The sequence below is a fragment of the Nocardioides caldifontis genome, assembly GCF_008087345.1.
Lineage (GTDB): Bacteria > Actinomycetota > Actinomycetes > Propionibacteriales > Nocardioidaceae > Marmoricola_A > Marmoricola_A caldifontis.
In genome coordinates, this window is the sequence record NZ_ML701737.1 from 380,973 (window position 1) to 399,769 (window position 18,797).

Consider the following 18,797-nt stretch of genomic DNA (forward strand, 5'->3'; position numbering starts at 1 on the left):
CTTCCTGCCTCAACGGGAAGCACCCGTCAGCCGCAGACGCCGAGCAGCTCGTCGAGCACCGCCGACGCAGTGTCGGCGTCGCCGGCGTCCAGGGCTGCCGAGAGGTTCCCGGCCAGCTCGACGAGCGTCCCGTCGACGCCGTCGGACTGGGCGGCCGCGACCACCTCGCCCAACGCCTGGGCCGCCTCGTCGCTCGGCCCCTGCTCGTCGAGGAGCTGCCGCGCCTCGGCCGCCTCCGCGCAGACTGCCTCGTTCGCCTCGCCGTCGTCACCGGCCGACACCACGAGGTTGACGGTCGTCCCCGGCTCCACCTCGGTCCCCGCGGCGGGGTCCTGCGCCAGCACGATGCCGGCGTCCTCGTCGGACGCCTCCTCGGTGACGGCGACCTCGAGCCCGACACCGCTCAACGCGTCGACCGCGCTCACCCCGTCGGCGCCCACGACGTCCGGCATGACCACCAGGCCGTTCTCCACGACCGGCGTCTCCACCTCGTCGCCCCCACCGTCGAGCAGGTCCTGCCCGAATGCCAGGAACGCGAGCAGCCCGACCAGCAGGAGCAGGAGCGCCAGGACCAGCCAGACCATCCAGCCACGCAGGACGGGGTGCTGCTCGCGCCGGCCGTCCAGCCGCTGCTCGGCCAGCGGCGGCCCGTGGCCGGCCTGCGGCTCCGCGCGGACCGTGACGTCGAACGGCCGCTGCTCGGGGTCGCCGAGCCAGATCCGCCGCGACCTGGCGGTGACCGGCAACGCGGCGGTGGCACCGGCCGGCACGACGCCGACCGCCGGGGCGCCCCAGCGGATCCGGCCGTTGTCGTCCCGTGGGGTGGCCGCGACCTGCAGCGGCGCGTTGCCGCGGTTGGCCACCTCGACCGCGGCGCGCACGCGGGAGCCGCGGCCGGCGCTCTGCGGCGGCACGAGCCGGGCGGCGAACCCCGCGACCGCGCCGATCCCCACCGCGCACACGTGGTCGGACCAGCCCTGACCACGGCTCGACGTCAGCCGGAGCACCAGCGGATGGTCACCGGCCGGGAGCGCCGTCCCGTGCGGCGGCGCCACCGTCACCCGCGCGGTCGCGTGGTCGCGCGGGTAGACCTGCACCGCGGCCGGCTCGACCCGGGTGTACGCCGCGAGCGGGCCGGCCACCGTGACCGCGAGCTCGTCCACGATCGTCCCGGTGTTGGTGACCGTGACGGTCAGCTCGGCGGACTCGCCGGGCGCCACGTCGAGCCGCTGGGTGGAGAGCGCCGCGACGTGGGCGGTGCCGGCAGACGGGGACTGCGGTCGCGGCTGCACGGGTGTCGCCACCGGCGCCTGCGGGGCCGGGACCGCCATCCCGCGCGGCTGTTCCTCCTGCCAGCCGAGGTACGCACCGCAGGCCGGGTTGGGACAGAACTCGTCGCCCTCCGCGACCGGGTAGCCGCACTTCGGACAGGGACCCGGCATGGCACACCTCCGCCGTCAGCAGTCGCGCCCACGTCCAGTGGACGCCCGTCCCCCGCGCCGCGCAATGACCCGTGTGGTCGGTGGTCCCGGTCGGCCACTCGGACGGGCAGCTCGCCGAGACCCGAGCCCCCGAGCGCCATCCGGAAGGAGAGCTGCACGTCCGAACGGCCGCACTCACCGACGACGCCTGATCGGCGGCACGGCCACGAGCTTGTCCTCCCCGGCGGCCGCGGCGGCGGGCTGCCCGGGCACCTCCCACTTGTTCAGGACCCAGGCCTCCTTCGGCCCGTCAGCGCTCGGCACCTCGGCCCTGAGCCTGCCGAGCGACGCCGTCGTGGTGCTGATGTCCTCGACCCCCGGCCGCGGTTCACGGACGAACGGCCGGTCCCAGGCCAGCGTCCGGACCCTCGCGTTCGGAGTCAACGTGGCCACGTGCAGGAGATCGGCCGTGCACCGGATGCACGGGCTCTTGTTGATCTCCGCCTTGATGGCGCTGACCTTCCTGCTGATCGCGGAGTTCGACATGAGCCAGTTGGCGAGCTGCGCTTCGGCGTGCGTCGCGTTGCTGGAGGACTTCGGGTCGTCCGAGGTGTTGAAGGTGACCATCTGGATCGTCTTGTCGCCCGGCACCGGAGCGGCGATGAGGCCGCCCGACTTGATCTTGCCTCGCTCTGTGATCGGCGGCAGCGCGTGCACCGTCGCCTCGGACGGCAGGTCCGGCTGCCCCTTCCGCCTGCGTCGGCGGCCGCCCTCGCGGAGCTTGTCGATGTCGTACCGCACGGGCGCGGTCCCACCCAGGTCGCTTCCTGCGACCGCTTCGCTCAGCTCGAGGGTCACCTTCATGACGACGTTGGCGCTCCGCGGTTTCTGTTGCCCGGTCTCCCGGTCTTCCCGCTTGAGGTACTCGGGGACGAGGAAGCAGAGCACCTCCAGCGGGCTCGCCTCGGCGACGAGCTCGCCCTCGGCCTTGTCGCCGCCGCGGAGCTCGAGGCGCTTCAGCCCCTGGGGCGCCAGCTCGCCCAGCACGCCGGGCAGCTTCGCCCGGAGCTCCGCCGCGTTGAGTCCGCTGCGCACCAGGGCCAGGACCCGTGCCTTCGCCTTGGCCTTGACCTCCTTGGGTCCTGGCCCGAGCTTCCCCTTGACGTACGCCTTCGCGCCCTCGACCTTCCCCTTGACGTACGCCTTCCCCGCGGCCACCTTCGCCTTGACCTTCGACCCGATCCCCTTGATCCTGCGGATGAGCGGGCCGGCCAGCTTCAGCCCCGTCTTGATCACGAAGTCCAGCGCCTTGTTGAAGGGCTTCTGCAAGGTCTCGACGATCTTGCGCACCTTCTCGCCGATCCCGCCCAGCCCGATGACGCTGGCCAGGAACCCGATGAGGATCGGGACCATCTGGCCCAGCACGTCCTCGATCTTGTTCACGACCGCGCCGACGTTGCCCCGCACGATGTCGGCGACGGAGTCGATGACGGTGTTGACGAACTTCGCGATCCGCCCGGCGTTGTTCACGAAGAACATCACGACGTCGTAGATCAGCTTGCAGGCCTTGATGAACGCCGCGGCCGGGTTGAGCAGCCCGATCAGCCAGGTGATGCCGGCGGTGATGATCTTCGTGACCACGAAGTCCTTCACCTGCTCGACGATCATCTCCTTGATGTCGCCGAGCTTCTCCACCAGCATCTCCCAGAGCGCGCCGACCCCGCCCGACACCAGCTTCTGGAAGATGTCGACGCCCTTCTCGATCGCTGCCATCGCCGGCTCGCCGATCTGCTTGACCAGCCGGTTGCGGATGTTCCGCCAGGTCAGGCCGAACAGCGACAGCAGGAGCTTGACGATCCCCTTGAGGTCGAACGACTCGGGCAGCTCGACACCGCTCTCGGCGAGCGCCCCGAACAGCCACCCCATCAGCCCCTTGCGGAGGTGGTCGAGGATGTTGTCCTTGAACTTGAGGATGCCGCCCTTCACCCCGGCGATCAGGTTGCCGAGGAACTTCACCGGCGCCTTCACGATCTGACCGACGACCCCGGCCACCCGCGACAGCACGTTCTTCAGCATCGCGACGAGCTCGCGGATCGTGTTCACGATCGCCTTGATCGCGCCGATCGCCTTGTCGATGAGCCCCCGGTTCTCGGCCTGCAGCTCCTCGATGCGCTCGTCGAGCGCCTTGCGCGCCTCGGTGTACTTCGTCGCGAGCGTGTCGACGACGGACTCCTGCTTGGCGTCGACCTCCCCCTCGAGCGCCTCGAACTTCTCGCCGATCTCGCTCGACGCCTCCGCGCCGACCTTCTTCAGGTCCTTCGGCAGGCTCTTCACGTACGCCGCGATGTCGGCCCGCCCCTTGGCGATCCGCTGCTTCGCGGCCGTCAGGTCCCCACCGACGATGTCGGCGACGCGGGAGATGACCCGGTCCATCTCCTTGAGGTAGAGCTCCCGGCCGGCCTCGTAGAACTCGTTGACCTTGGCCGGCATCCCCTTGATCTTGTCGCGGAGCCAGCGGAACCCGCCGAGCCAGCCGCCGTACCGGTCCTTCTTGTACGCCGACATCTTCGCGCTGACGTAACCCTCGAAGGCTGCCCGCGCCTTCTTCTCCCCGGCCTCGAACTCCTTCTCCACCTTGGGGTCGATGCCGTCGAGGATCGCCTTGACGTCCTTCTCGGCAGCGTCGAAGAGCCCCTGGATCTTCGCGGTGACCTCGGCCCGGCGCTGCTCGTCCTTCGACTTCGCCTTTCCCTTCTGCGCCACCAGCGCGGCGATCGCCTTGCCCTTGGCGCCCTGCATCCCGGCGACACCCTCGGCGGTCTGCTCGGTGGCCTCGGCCCTGCTCTGCGCGATCGTGTCCGCCTCCTGCTTGCGGAACTCCGCGGGCGCGGTGTCGGCGTGCTCGGCGACCTTCCGCTTCTCAGCCAGCCCTTCCTCGAACTGCGGCTCGTTCGACTCGGCGAGCTGCTTCTCGGTGACCTCGCCCTCGGCCATCTCCGCGGCCACCTCGTGCTTGCCGGCCTCGAGGTTGGTCTGCTCGGCCGGCGCCGGCTTCGGTACGGCGCCCTCGGCCGGGATCTCGACCGGCTGGCCAGGGCTCTCCTGCCCCATCGGCGTGACCGGCTTGGGCACCGCCTTCGAGGTGTCCGGGGCCGCCTCGGTGGCGGTCTCGATGTCCTTGGCCTGGCCCTCCTTGCCCTGCGTGACGAGCCCCTTGACCTCGCCCTTGACCTCCCCGGCCTTGCCGGACTTCTTGTACTCGTCGGCCTCCTTGAGGGTCTTCGGGGACTTCGCCTCGATGGCGGCCTTCACCGCGGCGATGAACGCCTTCTTGTCGAAGGCCCCGGGCCGCTGGGCGTCCATGGTGTCGGCCTTCGCGGCCTTGGCCTGGCCGGTGAGGTCGTCGGTGGGCGGCTGGGCGGCCTCCTGCGCCTCCTTGGCCTTGGCGGCCGCGGGCGGGTGGGCACGCTTCGCCTTCGCGAAGCGCTTCACCCCGGCGGTCACCGTGGTGAAGGCGGGGTCCTCCTCGGGAGTGGTGTGCGGCGGTGGCACCGGTGGCTGGAGGAGCTGGTCCCCGCTGAGCTCGGCGGGCGCCTCCGGTGCCGGCGCAGGAGCGGGACCGGCAGCGGGTCCCGCCGCCCCCTTCGCGGGCCCGGCCGCGGCCGGGGGCTTCGCGGCCGCCTTGCCCAGCGGGCTCACCTTGGGCACCGGCTTCGGCGGCGGGACGGCCTTCTTCGGCGGCACCGCGTTGGGGCCGAACCCGGTGGTGGTCACCGCCAGCGCGGACGCCGGCGGCCTGATCCCTTCGAGGTCGACCGGGATGCCGAGCGCCTTGGCCCGCTTCAGCCCCTTCTCCAGGGTGTCGAGGACCGGCTCGTCCTTCTTCGCCTCGCGGAGCCCGGCGTCGAGCTCCTTCGCCTGCTCGGCGCTGGGGAACCGGAGCTTCGCCCGCACCAGCGCGCTGACCGCGGCGTTCCCGGCTGCGCGTTGCATCGCCAGCACGGCGGGCGGGCCCACCGGACGGCCACGGCCGGAGCCCTTCCGGCGGGCGCCGGACAGGGCCTCGGTCGCCGCCGCCCGTGCCGCCTCGGTGCGTCGGGCGCCGACCATGCCGACGAGCGTCGCGCGGTCCGGCGTACCGCACCTCCGCGAGGAGCGCACAGGGCCGGGCAGGGCTGGCTGCCCCTTCGCGCACCACGCGGTGCCCGGGCACCTGTCCGGCGTCGCTGGGCCCGCGCCCGCGATGCGGAGCACCGTGGGGCCGTGGCGGGACCGAGCAGGGGCCGGAAGACCGCGGCTGCGCCGATCCAGGGGAAGCAGCCGAAGCAGCCACGCGCCACGCACACGCCGCACGAGCGCCCCACGCCCCGCCCTGCCGAGGAGGGGGTGCTCGACCTGCAGCGCTGGTCGGGGAACCGCTCCGTGTCCGCGATGCTGATGGTCAGCCGGGACACCCCACCCGACAAGGCGCCGCCGACGGACCCGAAGTTCGACTCGACGACGTTCGTCAAGGGTGGCGAGCGGTTCGACACGAAGGTCGTGCCGAAGGGGCCGTCCCCCACGCTCGGCGAGGTCACGATCACGCTGCGCGTGCACGTCACGTTCAAGCACTTCACGAGGGCCGACATGCGGCGGGAGCCCTGGCGCAGCCACAGCTTCACCCGCGCCCAGCTGGCCGACTTCCGCTGGAAGCCGGCGGAGGAGACCAAGTTCAAGACCGACTTCGCCAAGTCGGTGAGCGAGGGGTGGAGCGGCAAGCACCAGCTCCGCACCAAGGACCCGGCCTTCGCACCGCACGCCGCGAAGGTCGACGTCGTGGTGGAGATGGTCGACGACCCGGACACGGCGCACAACCGGATGACCGCGCTGAAGGTGCCGCAGGGCAAGGCGACCGACACCCCGCCGCCCCGGTTCCGCTCCTTCGTCCAGGGCGACACGTCCACGCTCGACATGCGCGACCCCAGCGAGCCCGAGCAGGGCCGGGTGCGGGACAAGCAGCTCGCCGAGCAGGTCACCGGGTTCGCCCACGGCAGCTCGGAGCTGACACCCGACATGGAGTCGCACATCGACACGCTCGGCGCCAAGGTCAAGACGCGTGGACTCAAGCTCGGCACGCAGAAGACCCCCGACGGCGTCGAGCACGAGCTGGTGCTCTTCGCGGTCGGCCGGGCCACGTCGCCCGGCGGCACGGGGGTGAACAAGAAGCTGGCCGACGCCCGTGCGAAGGCGGTCCTTGACCGGTTCAACGCCGCGGTCGGCTGGGGCGAGCAGGGCCAGGTGTCGGCGCCCGGCGAACGGCACACCACCGCGGAGGACAAGTTCCGCCGCGTCGACCTGATCATCGCCGACGTCAGCCCCGCCGGCGCGCTCTCCGTCACCCAGAACACCGCTGCTCACGAGGCGGGGCACATGTTCGGGCTGGGCGACGAGTACGTCGAGGAGGACGCGAAGCCGGAGAGCAAGAAGTTCCTCGGCGACAAGCCCACGCACTTCGGCGACGTCGAGGCGCAGCTGGGCACTGAGGCCGCCGAGGAGACGCGCATCGACAAGTCGGCCAGCATCATGTCCACTGGCAGCGAGGTGCGCCGGGGCCACTACGTGCCGTTCCTCACCGAGGTCGAGGCGATCACGCGCAAGGAGTGGACGGTCGGATGAGCGAGCTGCCGGACGGGGTGTACCTCCGCACCCGCTACGAGGACCCCGTCACCGGCCACGTCCGTGAGCGGCTGTACGACGCCGGCGGCGAGGTGTGGCTCGTGGTGGACGGCGAGCGGTCGTCCTGGGCGCACCTCGACCCCGACCAGGTGGAGGAGGCGCGTCGTGCCGTCGAGGGGATCGTCGACGTGGCCGACGTACCCGCCCCGGAGGACGCGCACGACGTGGCGAGGATGACCTACCAGTGGCGGCTCGGCGACCGCACGGGACGCGTCGTCGACGCGGCGTACCCGAGCGTCGTCCCGCCGGAGATCGACGCGCTCGAGGAGACCCTGGCCTCACTGGAGGAGGCCGCGGCCGAGCCCAGCTGACGGCGGCGTCGGCCGACGCTCAGGGTCGACGGGAGATGAAGTCGCTCGTTCCAGGCACCGTAAACGCAAGTAGCCCGCGCTCGGGAGCGTGAACCAACCTTGGCGGTGATCCATCCTCTCGAAGAGCTCTGGGCTCGCATCTCGTTCAGCAGCACGGTCTTGCCAACGCCGCGGAGACCGTTCAGGATCCAGCCGCGATCGCCCTCGCCATATTCGGCAGCCTTGCGTTGGATGACCGAGAAGGCATCGAGGAGGGGCTCCCGCCCCGCGAGCACCGGTGGACGCCGGCCGGCCCCTGGCCGGTACGGGTTGGCGACAGGATCCCTGTATCTGGGTCTGTCAAGCCGTACATAGATGAGCGTTATACGGTCTGACAAAGAGTTACGCTCGAGCGCGCCGCGCGTAGTCCTTGCGCCGGACGACCAAGTCGCGCGACAGGAACCCGACTCGGTCAGGCCGGCGGCTCTTCCTCCTCCTCGGGCGCCTCCTCGCGCTGGACGAACGTGCCCTGCGCGGTGGGCTCCTCTTCCTCCTCCGGCGCGTCCTGGCGCTGGACGGCAAGGGGATCCTCGGCCCGCTGGACCGCTGCGGGCGCCGGCGTCGCGGAGACCCCGGGCGCCGGACCGGCCATCACCCGCTCGGCGTTCGCCGCGGCCTCGCGCTCGAAGCGGTCGGACGGGTGGCTGACGTTGATGCCGCCGCCGGCCGGCGTGCCGTCGACCGGGCCGCTGCGCTGCTGGACGACGTGGGTGAGCTCGTGGGCGAGCATCACCTGGCCGTCGTTGGTGGACGGGTCGTACTTGTCGCGCTGGAACACCACGTCGGAGCCCACCGTGTAGGCGTGCGCCCCGACGGACCGGGCCGACTCATGCGCGGCGCCGTCGTCGTGGATCCGCACGTCACCGAAGTCGTGGCCGAGCCGCGCCTCCATGTCCTCGCGGACCCCCGGCTCGAGCGGCCGGCCACCCGAGGAGATCACGTCGTGGACCGGCGACCGCTCCTCCTCGACGAGCTGGGCGACGCCGCCGTTGCCGGCCGCGCGTTGCAGCCCCAGCAGCCCGGAGGCGCCGAGCACGTCGCTGCGCCCCTCTGCCGCGGCGCGGCCGACGTGGTCGGTGACCGGCTCCTCGACCCGCCCGGCCTTGGGACGCAGGGCGGCTTCCTCGGCGTCGAACCTGTGCTCACGCATGGCGCAGTCCTTCCGCAGACCGGACTCCAGCATCACACCGCGGCGCCCGTCCGAACAGGGCCGACGGTGCACCGCCCGCTGCCCGAGCGCGCACGGCTCAGCCGGAGAGCAGGTGCAGGTAGCTGCCGAACTCCTTCTCCAGCACCAGCCGGCCGAGCTTGCGGTACTCCTGCTCCACCGCGACGATCACGTGCGCCATCGTCACCGGCGTGCCGGCGTCCGCAGCCAGGTAGGCGGCCGTCGTCGCGGCGGACCGGATGTTGCCCCCGGCCAGCTCGAACGCCTCGGCGCAGAACGTCACGTCCACGTCGTCGGCGACCGGCAGCGGCGGTCCGAGGCACTGCCGCCAGAGCCGCTCGCGGAGGTCGGCGGTCGGCGCCGGGAAGTCGACGATCGCGTCGAGCCTGCGCGTGAACGCCTCGTCGATGTTGGCGCGCAGGTTGGTCGCGAGCACCGCGAGCCCGTCGAAGGTCTCGAGCCGTTGCAGCAGGTAGGCGCTCTCGATGTTGGCGTAGCGGTCGTGGGAGTCCCGCACGTCGGTGCGCTTGCCGAAGATCGCGTCGGCCTCGTCGAAGAACAGCACCGCGTTCACCCCGCCGGCCTCGGCGAAGATCCGTTCGAGGTTCTTCTCCGTCTCGCCGACGTACTTGTCGACGACGGTCGCGAGGTTGACCGTGTAGAGGTCCAGCCCCAGGTCCGCGGCGATCACCTCGGCGGACATCGTCTTGCCGGTCCCGGAGTCGCCGGCGAACAGCGCGGTCACCCCTCGGCCCCGTCCCCCACCGCGTCGCATCCGCCAGTCGACGAGCACCTTGTCCCGGTGCCGCGCGCGGGCGGACAGCTCCTCCAGCCCCCGTCGTACGGCGGGCGCGAGCACGAGGTCCTCCCAGCCGACCTCGGGGGTGATCCGCCGGGCCAGCCTTTCGAGCCCGGCGGTGTTCTGGGCGCGGACCCCGGCGCGGAGCGCGTTCGCGTCGACGACACCGCCGTGGAGCAGGGCCACCTGCTGGGCCGCGCGTACCGCCCGGTCGACCTGCGCCGGCCCCAGCGAGACGTGCGCACCCAGGGAGCCCGGCTCCACGCCGGCGCCGACCCGCTCGAGGTGCGCGTGCAGCAGGGCCTCGCGCTCGCGGGCGCCGAGCACCGGCACCTCGGCGACCAGCGGCGGGTCGGCGGTCCACCGGGGGTCCCAATTCGCCGCCCCGACGAGCAGCACGGGAAACGGCCACCCGGTCAGTCGCTGCACCGCCTCGAGGTGCTGCTCGGCGAGCGCCTCGACCGGCGCGGCGACCAGCCCGGCACCCAGCAGCAGCGCCTCCCGTCCGCACCGCGCCACGGCGCCGCCGGGGTCCGGGTCGCGGGCCAGCAGGGCGAGGTCCACGACGAGGGCGGGGCGGCCGGCGGCCTCCAACGCGGCCACCGCGGTCGCGGTGCCGGTCCCGGGCTCCCGCTCACGCAGGTGCACCACCCCCGCCCCGGCGCGGAGCGCGGCGGCCAGCGGGTCGGTGAGCGGACCGGCGTACGGCTCGACGGCGGTGAGGAACGGCGCCACGGCAGGGTCCGGCGCCCCATCGCCGAGCAGGTGGGCGGTGACCCGGTCGGGCACCCGCAGCCCGCGGGTCAGGAACGGTCGGTCGTCGTCCTCCACGAGCACCAGCCCGTGGCGGACGAGCACCCCGGACGCGGACACCGCGCGCCGCGCCGCGGACGAGGTCGCCGGGCTGCCGGCCAGCTCGAGCGCGAGCCCGGTGCTGGCCCGGCGCCGCGTCACGTCGTCGTTGAGGTAGCCGTAGAGCCGCTCGAACCTGTTGTCCAGGTCGGGGACCACGGCGATGCCGAGCAGCAGCACGTCCAGCGGGGTGAGCCCTGCCGTCTGGGCGAGCTGGCCGAGCGGGCCGGAGCCCGGCGACGGTGGCGGCGGCTCCAGCGGCGGCGGGGACGGCCCTTCGAGGAGCTGGTCGACGGTGTCGTCGTTGACGTAGAGGCCGCGGAACGGGTCGTCGGGGTTGGGGTCCGCCGCCCGCCGGTGCGCCACCATCTGGTGGACCCGCGCCTCGACGTCGCGCAGCAGCGCGACGAGGGCCGGGTCCTCGGTCACCGGGTCCTCTTCCGGGCCCTGGGCCGGCGCTTGGTGGAGCCGGCCGGCGCCGAGCCCGGTCGCGGTCCGCCGGTCCGCTCCTGCGGCGGCCAGCCCTCGACACCGCCGATCTCGAGCCGCGGCGGCTCGTCGACCGGTGGTCCGGCCCGGAACACCCGACCGGTCCAGGTGGGCGCGGAGACGACGAGGTCCAGCGACGGCTTCAGCTCGCCGCCGAGCGCCGACCACACGTCGGCGAACGACCGGTCCTCGGGCGGCGGCAGCGCGATCGTGATCGGGACGCTCAACCCCATCTCGGCCAACGCGCCGCCGAGCAGCTCCTCGGGCAGCGCCTCGTGGCGCAGGAAGCAGGCCAGCAACGACGACAGCAGCCGGTGCTCGTCCTCGGGCCGCTGCGTCCAGGCGGTGACGAGGTAGGAGAGCTTGAAGTACCGCGGCGGCAGGTGGCGTGCGGTCACGCGACCCTCGTCGTACTCGTTCAGCAGCCCGCGCTCGCGGCGCCGCAGGTCCTCGCGGATGTCGTAGAGGTAGACGTCGACGGTCGGTGCGTTCCGCCGCCCGGCCCAGTCCTTGGTGGGCGCGTCGAACACGACCTCGACGCCCTTCGTCCCGGTCGCCTCCCGCTCGATGAGCGCGGACAGCGCCGAGTCCACGTCGTGGATCACGCCGACCAGTCTCGCCCCGACGCCGCCCCGGTTCAGGGGGTCCGGGTCGGCATCCGGGGCAGGGCGCGTTGCCTGTTCGGGCAGCGCGGGTTGCGCCGCAATGGCCCTTGTGGACGGAGCCGTCACGGCCTCGCGTCGCTAGCGTGAGGTGATCGAGCAGCGCGGCCGAGGGCCGGCCGCCGGCGAGAGGGGTACGCCGTGTCGGAACCCGTCCTCCGCATGGAACCGACCCGGGTGGCCACCGACCCCGGGGGACAGGTGACGGTGGTCGTAACGGTCTACAACCCGGGCAACCGGGTCGAGGGGTACGACCTCGACGTCGTGGCCCAGACGCCCATGCCCTGGGCGACGATCACCCCGCCGACGCTGTCGGTGTACCCGCAGCAGGAGGACTCCGCGGTCGTGACCTTCGCGCCGCCGTCCGGGCCGGGGGCGCCCGGCGGCACGCTGCCGTTCGGCATCCGCGTGCGCTCGCAGGTGGACCCCGAGGCGAGCGCGGTCGTCGAGGGCGACCTCGACGTCGGCGCGGTCGCCGGGCTCCAGGCCACGCTCACGCCGGTGACCTCGTCGGGCCGGTGGAGCGGGCGGCACACGGTCAAGGTCTCCAACTGGGGCAATTCCCCCGCCCGGTTGCGGATCACCGCGCAGGACCCCGACCAGGCGCTCGGGTTCATGGTCTCCCCGCCGACCGTCGACGTGCCGCTGGGCAGCGAGGCGGTCGCCCGGCTCAAGGTACGCACCCGGCACCCGGTGCTCCGCGGCTCCGACCAGCGGTTGCCGTTCCAGGTGGTCTGCGAACCGGAGGTGCCCGAGGCGCTCGGTGGTCCGCGCCAGCCGATGTCGACGCCCGATCGGCCGGTGGTGGACGGGGCGTTCAACCAGAAGCCGATCCTGACCCGGATGGTCGTGGTCGTGGCCGGTTTGCTGCTGCTCGCGCTCGTCGCCGGGCTGGTCTGGCTGCTCACCCGCCCCGACGACCCCGAGCCGGAGGAGGAGGTGGCGCCGCCGGACCCGCCGACCGGGCTCCGCGCGGTGGGCAACACCTCCCCCACCGAGGTGGTGCTCGTCTGGGACGCGATGGAGGACGTCGAGGGGTACAAGATCTTCACCGTCAACCCCGAGACCGAGGCCCGGACCGCTCCCTTCGCCGTCGAGGACCCGCGCGCCAACTCCGCCGCGATCACCCTCCCGCCCTCGACGCGCGCCTGCTTCCTGATCGTCTCGGTCCGCGACGGCGTCGACTCCGAGTTCAGCGAGGGCGAGGTCTGCGACGAGACCGAGGCCGAGACCGTCGAGGAGAGCGCGCCGCCGGGTGCCCCCTCGCCCAGCGTCACGGCGACCCCGGACATGGGGTCGATCGGCGGAGGCGGCGAGACGACCGGCGGCGGCGGCACGGGCGGTGGCGAGACCCCTGGTGCCGACGAGCCGCCTCTCGACTTCGTCGCGGTCCTGGGCAGCTTCAGCTCCGACCTGGAGGCCGACGCGCTCGCCCAGCAGGCCACGTTCACCGCGGCCGGCGTACCCGCGAAGGTGCTGTCGACCGCGGAGTACGGCGTGGCGCCACCGGGCTCGTCGCCGTCGCCCTCCTCGGAGACGCGGTTCCTCGTGTACGTCGACGCCGCCACCCCGGACGAGGCGACCGCGGCCTGCGAGTCGGCGTGGTCGACGCTCGAGGCCGCCGGCCAGACCGCCCCGACCGACGCGTGCCTCGTGGTCCTGCAGGTGTTGACCCGCCCCTAGTGGCGCGCGTTCTACGTGTTGAGCCGCCCCTCGTGGCGCACCTGATCGTGTTGAGCCGCCCCTCGTGGCGCGCCAGATGGTGTTGAGCCGCCCCTCGTGGCGCGGAGCCGCCGCTGGTGGCGGCGGGAGGGGTGGCGGGGCGGGCGTGGATGGGACTGGCCCCCGGAGCGACGAAGCAGCGCAGGGCTGGTTGCCCGCCCCGCGACCCCGGACGGCCGAGGACCGCAGCCCGCGGCGCCTCCCCTCACCACGAAGGGCGGCTCAACACCAAAGACGCCCGCCACGAGGGGCGGTTCAACACGAACTTCACGGGCGGCGGAGGAGCTCGAGGGCGCGGAGGACGACGGGCCGCTCCTCGGTGGCGTTCTTCGCCGGGTACACGTCCCCGATCGACACCCACATCCGGTCCACCTCCACCTCGGTGTCCAGGTCGACGTCGAGGGCCGCCGGGTCGTCCGGGACCGGGACGCTCTGGCAGACCAGTCGACCGCCGGCGCCCTCCCACCACACGAGGAGCGTCTTCGGGCGCGGGCTGAGGTCGCGGGCCTTGTCCTGCGCACGCCGCCCGGGCGCCACCTCGAGCCCGCGCACGCGTACGGCGTCGGGCCACTCGATCCGCAGCCGCTGCTCCGTCGCCGTACAGCTGTCCGTCGCCGGCGTCCCCGAGGGCCACGGCATCCCCCAGAACGTGGAAGGGTCGTCGTCCGTCAAGTCGCTCGTCTGCTGGTCGCCCGGCTCGACGAACAACGAAACGTCCGACACCAGCACTTTCTTGTCAATGATGTCGTAATAGCGCTGCTTCCCCCACTCCACCGGGTTCCCCTGCAGGAACGCGACGAGCGCGACGGCCAGGCCCAGGAGCAGCAGGGCGACGAGGACCCGGCGCCAGCGGTAGAGCGGCGGCAGGCTCCGACGGTACGCGCGCCTTGCCGCCCGCTCCTCCGGGTTCCCCCACGGCCACCAGCCCGACGAACCCTGCTGCCGCACGGGGCCGGCCGTCGTCGGAGCAGCCGCCTGCACCAGCGTGTAACCGCACCGGGCACAGAACCGGCGGCCGGCGTCGTTCGCGTGCCCGCAGGAGGGGCACGCGTTGGCCGGCGGCGCACCGCTGCTCTGCGGGCTCCGCGTCGGGCCGGGCGGGGACGGCGCGACCGGCGGGAGCGAGGCGGTCGGAGCCGAAGGAGCAGGGGGGTCCGGCTTCGGAGGAACCGGGGCCGGCGCGGGAGCAGGCGCGGGAGCCGGCGACGGCTGGGCGGACGACGGTGCGGCGGAGGGCCCGGCACCCGGCTGGTCCCACCCCAGGTAGGCCCCGCAGAAGAGGCAGAACGAGGAGCCGGGCGCGTTCGTCTCCCCGCACGCGTCGCACTGGGCTTCCGTCGCCATCTCGCCTCGATTCCGTTGCCCCGCCTCGGGGGAAGGATGAGTGCTGCGCTCCCGCCGATTATGTCGCTAGCCTCGACCGGAGCGGGACCCTCGACGTCCCGCGTTGTGAGGCCACGTGAGCAGACGGTGCAGCCAGTGCAGCCACCTCAACGAGGAGGGGGCGGTCTTCTGCGCCAACTGCAACCACTTCCTCGAGTGGGCCTCGACGCCGACCCCGGAACCCGCGGCTCGCCCGCGCCCCGAACCGCCTCCGAAGGCGCCGACGCCGGCAGAGCCGCGGACCGAGCCGCCACGAGAGCCACCACGAGAGCCGCCACCACAGGACCAGCCCTCGAAGCAGCCCGTACCCACCCTTCTCGCCGCGATCGACGAGAGCGCCCACGTCGCGAGCGAGCGGTCCAGGCCCGACCTCAGCGAACGGCTCGACCAGGCCCGCCGCAAGGTCGCCGCACGACCGGTCACCGTCGCGGTCGTCGGGGAGTTCAAGCGGGGCAAGAGCACGCTGATCAACGCGTTGATCCAGACCGCGGCATGCCCGGTCGACGCCGACATCGTGACCGCGGTCCCCACCCTCGTGAAGTACGGCGATCAGCTGCGCGTGACCGCCCACGTGCAGGAGCCCGGCAAGGAGACGACGACCAGCCGCCCGGTCGCGCCTGAGGAGCTCGAGGCGCTGGTGTCGGAGCGTGGCGACGACCGGCCGAGCGACGTCCGCACCGTGGAGATCGAGGTGCCGCACCGCATCCTCCGCACCGGGCTGCGGCTCCTCGACACCCCGGGCGTCGGCGGGCTGGAGTCGGTGCACGGCCAGGTGTCGCTGGCGAGTCTGGCGGGGGTCGACGGTGTCCTGTTCGTCACCGACGCCTCGCAGGAGCTCACCGCGCCCGAGCTGGAGTTCCTCCGCTCCGCGCTGCAGCGGTGCCCGACCGCGGCCCTGGTGGTGACGAAGACCGACCTGCACCGGAGCTGGCGACGCATCGTCGAGCTGGACCAGCAGCACCTCCGCGACGCGGGGATCACCATCCCGGTCATCGCGCTGTCGTCGTTCCTCCGGCTCCGGGCGGCCCGCGACCCGGCGCTCAACGAGGAGAGCGGCTTCGCCCCGCTGGTCACCTTCCTGGCCCGCGAGGTCGTGCAGGGCGCGGCGGCCAGGGCGGCGGCCCAGGCCGCGCACGACGTGGACTTCGTCGCCACCCAGCTGGCACGCGAGGCCGACGCCGAACGGGTCGTCCTCGCGGAGCCGGAGCGCGGCCCCGCGGTGATCGAGCGGCTGCAGACGGCGACCAACCGGTCGCGCGCGCTGAGCAACGACAACGCCAGCTGGCAGCAGACGCTGGCCGACGGCATCCAGGACCTCGTCGCGGACATCGAGTTCGACCTGCAGGCACGGCTGCGCGCGGTGCTCCGCGACGCGCGGGACATCATCGACCGCACCGACCCGAAGAGCTCCTGGACCGAGACACAGGGGTGGCTGCGCCGCGAGGTCGCGACCGCGGGCGTGGCCAACCGGGACCTGCTGCTGCGGCGGGCCGTCGAGCTCGGCGAGTCCGTCGCGAACCAGTTCAACCTCGAGGCCGGCGAGGCGGTCGAGGTCGAGCTCGACCTCGTGGTCCGCGCGCTCGAGGAGCGCGAGCTGCCCTCGGCCTCCGCCTTCTCGATGCCCGGCGGGCGGCTCGCGTCGCTGATGGTCACCGCACGCACCACGGCACTCGTCCCCATGCTGGCCGTCGCCCTCGCCCCCACGGGGTTGCTACCGGTCGCGGTGCTCACCGGCGCCGCCGTCGTGGTCGGCGCGGGCGTGGGCGGCAAGCTGTTCCGCGACGAGGGGCGGCGGCAACGGGCCTACCGGCAGACCCAGGCGAAGGCCGCCGCCGGCAAGTTCGTCGACGAGGTCGCCTTCGAGATGAACAAGGAGACCCGCGACGCCTTGCGGCTGACCCAGCGGCAGCTGCGGGACGAGTTCCAGGCCCGGGCCCGCTCCCTGCAGGCGTCCGCCACCGGCGCGCTCGCCGCCGCTGAGAAGGTGCTCACGCTGCCGCCCGAGGCGCAGGGCCGCCGCGCCGCGCAGCTCGACGAGGAGGCCCAGCGGCTGGGCCGGGTCCGGAGCCGGCTCGCCACCGTCTCCGAGGCCGCCCCGCCGCGCGCACTGGTCGGAGCACCCGGTGGCTGAGGAGCTCACCGCCCGGCTGCTCGCGCTCGCCGAGGAGGCCCGGGCGGACGCGCGGACGCCGCAGGTCGCCGCCGAGCTGGCCGAGGTCGAGGCGCGGCTGCGCGGGCCCGTGCGGCTGGCGATCGCAGGCAAGGTCAAGGCCGGCAAGTCCACGCTGCTCAACGCGATCGTCGGCGAGGGGCTCGCCCCCACCGACGCCGGCGAGTGCACACGGATCGTCACCTGGTACGTCCGCTCCGACCGCCCGTACGTCCTCCTCCACCCGCGCGACGGCGAGCCGGTCGAGCGCCCGTACGCACGCACGGCCGGCGCCCTCGACGTCGACCTCGGCGCGCACACCCCCGAGACGGTCCACCACCTCGAGGTGGGCTGGCCGTCGAGCCGGCTCGACCGGCTGACGCTGATCGACACCCCTGGCATCGCGTCGATCTCGGCCGACGTGTCCGCGCGTACCCACGAGGTGATGTCCGCCGAGGGCGGCGAGGCGCCCGTGGCCGACGCGGTGCTGTACCTCCTCCGCCACACCCACGCCAACGACATCCACTTCCTCGAGGCGTTCCACGACGACGAGGTCGCGCACGGGACGCCGGTCAACACCGTCGGCGTGCTGTCGCGGGCGGACGAGATCGGGGCGTCGCGGCTCGACGCGATGGAGGTCGCGTCCCGGGTCGCGGCGCGCTACCAGGCGGACCCTCGGCTGCACCGGCTCTGCCCGATGGTGGTGCCGGTGAACGGGCTGCTCGGCCACGCCGCGGTGACGCTCCGCGAGGGTGAGTACGCCGGACTCGCCGCCGTCGCCCGGACGCCACCGGAGGAGCTCGCCGAGCTGCTGCTCACCGCCGACCGCTTCGCCACCCGCGACGGCGTGGTCGGCGCCGAGGAACGCACCCGGCTGCTGGACCGGCTCGGCCTCTTCGGGGTCCGCCACGCCGTCGAGCTGCTCCGCACCGGCGCGGTCACCTCGTCGCAGGAGCTGGCCGCCCGCCTCGCCGCCACCAGCGGGCTCGACCGGCTGCGGGACGTCGTGGAGGTGCAGTTCGAGTCACGGGCCCGGGTGCTCAAGGCCCGCTCGGCGGTGGCCGCTCTGACCGGCGTGCTGCGGCGCGACGGGTGCGGTGACTCCGCCGCGCTGCTGCGGCGGCTGGAGGAGATCACCTCCGGCGCGCACGAGTTCGAGGAGGTCCGGATCCTCCTGGAGCTGCGGGCCGGCGAGATGTCGCTCGCCGACGAGCGCGCCGCGCAGCTCGACCTGCTGATGGGCGGCGCCGGCCACGAACCCACCACCCGGCTCGGGCTGCCCCCGGACGCGGGACCGGACGAGGTGAAGGCGGCGGCCGTCGCCGCGCTGGCGCAGTGGCGGGCGGTCGAGAGCCACCCGCTGTCCAGCCGGCCGACCCAGATCGCGGCTCGGGCGGCGGCCCGCACGATCGAGGGGCTGCTGACCGCCTAGATCAGCCCCTCCCGCATCGCGTAGGCCACGGCGTGCGTCCGGTTGCGCAGCTGCAGCCGCGTCGTCAGGTCGTGGAGGACGTTCTTCACCGTCCGCTCGCTGTAGCACATCTGCTGGGCGATCTCGGCGGTGTCGTGCCCCTCGGCGACCAGCCGCAGCACCTCGGTCTCGCGCGGCGACAGCCCGGCGAAGGTCAGCCCGCGCGGCGCCAGCACCTGCCGCTGCAGCCGCCCGACCTGGTGCAGCAGCCGGCCGAGCAGGTCCGGCGGCACCTCGCCGTCGCCGGCCGCCACCTTCACCACCGCCCGGGTCAGCACCTCGGCCGTCGCTTCCGACCGCCGGACCAATCCACCCACCCCGGCCTCGGCGGCGGCGACCAGGGCCGCCTCGTCGATCGTGGTGGCGACCAGCACGATCCGCGGCCGGTCACCCCGGCACAGCGCCCGTACGACGCGCGCGGTCGCCTCGTCGAACTCGTCGGCCACCACGACGGCGACCGCCGCGTCGTCGACGTCCATCTCCTCGACCAGCCGGATCTCGGGGCGGACCCGCAGCTGGCTGCGCACGCCGGCGCTCGAGATGGGGTCGCTGCCGTGGACGTAGGTGGGGATGGCGGCGGACATCGGGGACCTCCTCGCTGAGGCTCCTGACCCTG

The 18,797-nt window shown here is 73.4% G+C and carries 12 protein-coding genes; 5 read left to right on the plus strand and 7 right to left on the minus strand.

The annotated features are described in order from the left end of the window. Positions 1 to 26: 26 nt before the first annotated feature. Both FIP57_RS07635 and FIP57_RS07640 read right to left on the minus strand, forming a co-directional pair. Complete coding sequence (locus tag FIP57_RS07635; RefSeq protein ID WP_148572918.1) at positions 27 to 1,442, minus strand: PASTA domain-containing protein; 1,416 nt, start codon at positions 1,440 to 1,442, stop codon at positions 27 to 29. A gap of 174 nt (positions 1,443 to 1,616) precedes the next feature. After that, positions 1,617 to 5,531 (minus strand): phage tail protein, encoded by a 3,915-nt coding sequence (locus FIP57_RS07640; protein ID WP_203231109.1) that lies wholly within the window; start codon positions 5,529 to 5,531, stop codon positions 1,617 to 1,619. Between the two features lie 153 nt (positions 5,532 to 5,684). On the opposite strand from FIP57_RS07640, the gene FIP57_RS07645 reads away from it, so the two are divergent. Continuing rightward, the gene (locus FIP57_RS07645) at positions 5,685 to 7,076 is read left to right on the plus strand and encodes an OmpA family protein (protein WP_148572919.1); all 1,392 of its coding nucleotides are present in this window, start codon (positions 5,685 to 5,687) and stop codon (positions 7,074 to 7,076) included. Next, the gene (locus tag FIP57_RS07650; protein WP_148572920.1) at positions 7,073 to 7,447 is read left to right on the plus strand and encodes a hypothetical protein; all 375 of its coding nucleotides are present in this window, start codon (positions 7,073 to 7,075) and stop codon (positions 7,445 to 7,447) included. The genes FIP57_RS07645 and FIP57_RS07650 overlap by 4 nt, the downstream gene beginning before the upstream one ends. Before the next feature lie 451 nt (positions 7,448 to 7,898). Here the strand turns inward: FIP57_RS07650 and FIP57_RS07655 are convergent, their stop codons facing one another. From FIP57_RS07655 to FIP57_RS07665, 3 genes are all read right to left on the minus strand, one after another. Beyond that, the gene (locus tag FIP57_RS07655) at positions 7,899 to 8,636 is read right to left on the minus strand and encodes an eCIS core domain-containing protein (protein WP_148572921.1); all 738 of its coding nucleotides are present in this window, start codon (positions 8,634 to 8,636) and stop codon (positions 7,899 to 7,901) included. A gap of 97 nt (positions 8,637 to 8,733) precedes the next feature. Further along, entirely contained in the window at positions 8,734 to 10,734 is a 2,001-nt protein-coding gene (locus tag FIP57_RS07660) for an ATP-binding protein (protein ID WP_238993346.1), read from the minus strand. Then, the gene (locus FIP57_RS07665; RefSeq protein WP_148572922.1) at positions 10,731 to 11,399 is read right to left on the minus strand and encodes a Pvc16 family protein; all 669 of its coding nucleotides are present in this window, start codon (positions 11,397 to 11,399) and stop codon (positions 10,731 to 10,733) included. Before FIP57_RS07665 ends, FIP57_RS07660 begins: the two co-directional genes overlap by 4 nt. A gap of 198 nt (positions 11,400 to 11,597) precedes the next feature. Between FIP57_RS07665 and FIP57_RS07670 the strand changes: the two genes are divergently transcribed. Further along, positions 11,598 to 13,139: a hypothetical protein gene (locus tag FIP57_RS07670; protein WP_148572923.1), complete on the plus strand. Its 1,542-nt coding sequence runs from the start codon at positions 11,598 to 11,600 to the stop codon at positions 13,137 to 13,139. A 306-nt stretch (positions 13,140 to 13,445) separates the two neighbouring features. Here the strand turns inward: FIP57_RS07670 and FIP57_RS07675 are convergent, their stop codons facing one another. Beyond that, entirely contained in the window at positions 13,446 to 14,126 is a 681-nt protein-coding gene (locus tag FIP57_RS07675) for a hypothetical protein (RefSeq protein WP_148572924.1), read from the minus strand. Positions 14,127 to 14,637: 511 nt separating this feature from the next. Between FIP57_RS07675 and FIP57_RS07680 the strand changes: the two genes are divergently transcribed. Together FIP57_RS07680 and FIP57_RS07685 are read left to right on the plus strand one after the other, a co-directional pair. Continuing rightward, entirely contained in the window at positions 14,638 to 16,692 is a 2,055-nt protein-coding gene (locus FIP57_RS07680; protein WP_148572925.1) for a dynamin family protein, read from the plus strand. Next, entirely contained in the window at positions 16,685 to 18,142 is a 1,458-nt protein-coding gene (locus FIP57_RS07685) for a dynamin family protein (RefSeq protein WP_148572926.1), read from the plus strand. Before FIP57_RS07680 ends, FIP57_RS07685 begins: the two co-directional genes overlap by 8 nt. Here the strand turns inward: FIP57_RS07685 and FIP57_RS07690 are convergent. Next, a complete protein-coding gene (locus FIP57_RS07690; protein ID WP_148572927.1) occupies positions 18,139 to 18,765 on the minus strand; it encodes a helix-turn-helix transcriptional regulator in 627 nt (208 codons plus the stop codon). The genes FIP57_RS07685 and FIP57_RS07690 overlap by 4 nt on opposite strands. Between the last annotated feature and the right edge of the window lie 32 nt (positions 18,766 to 18,797).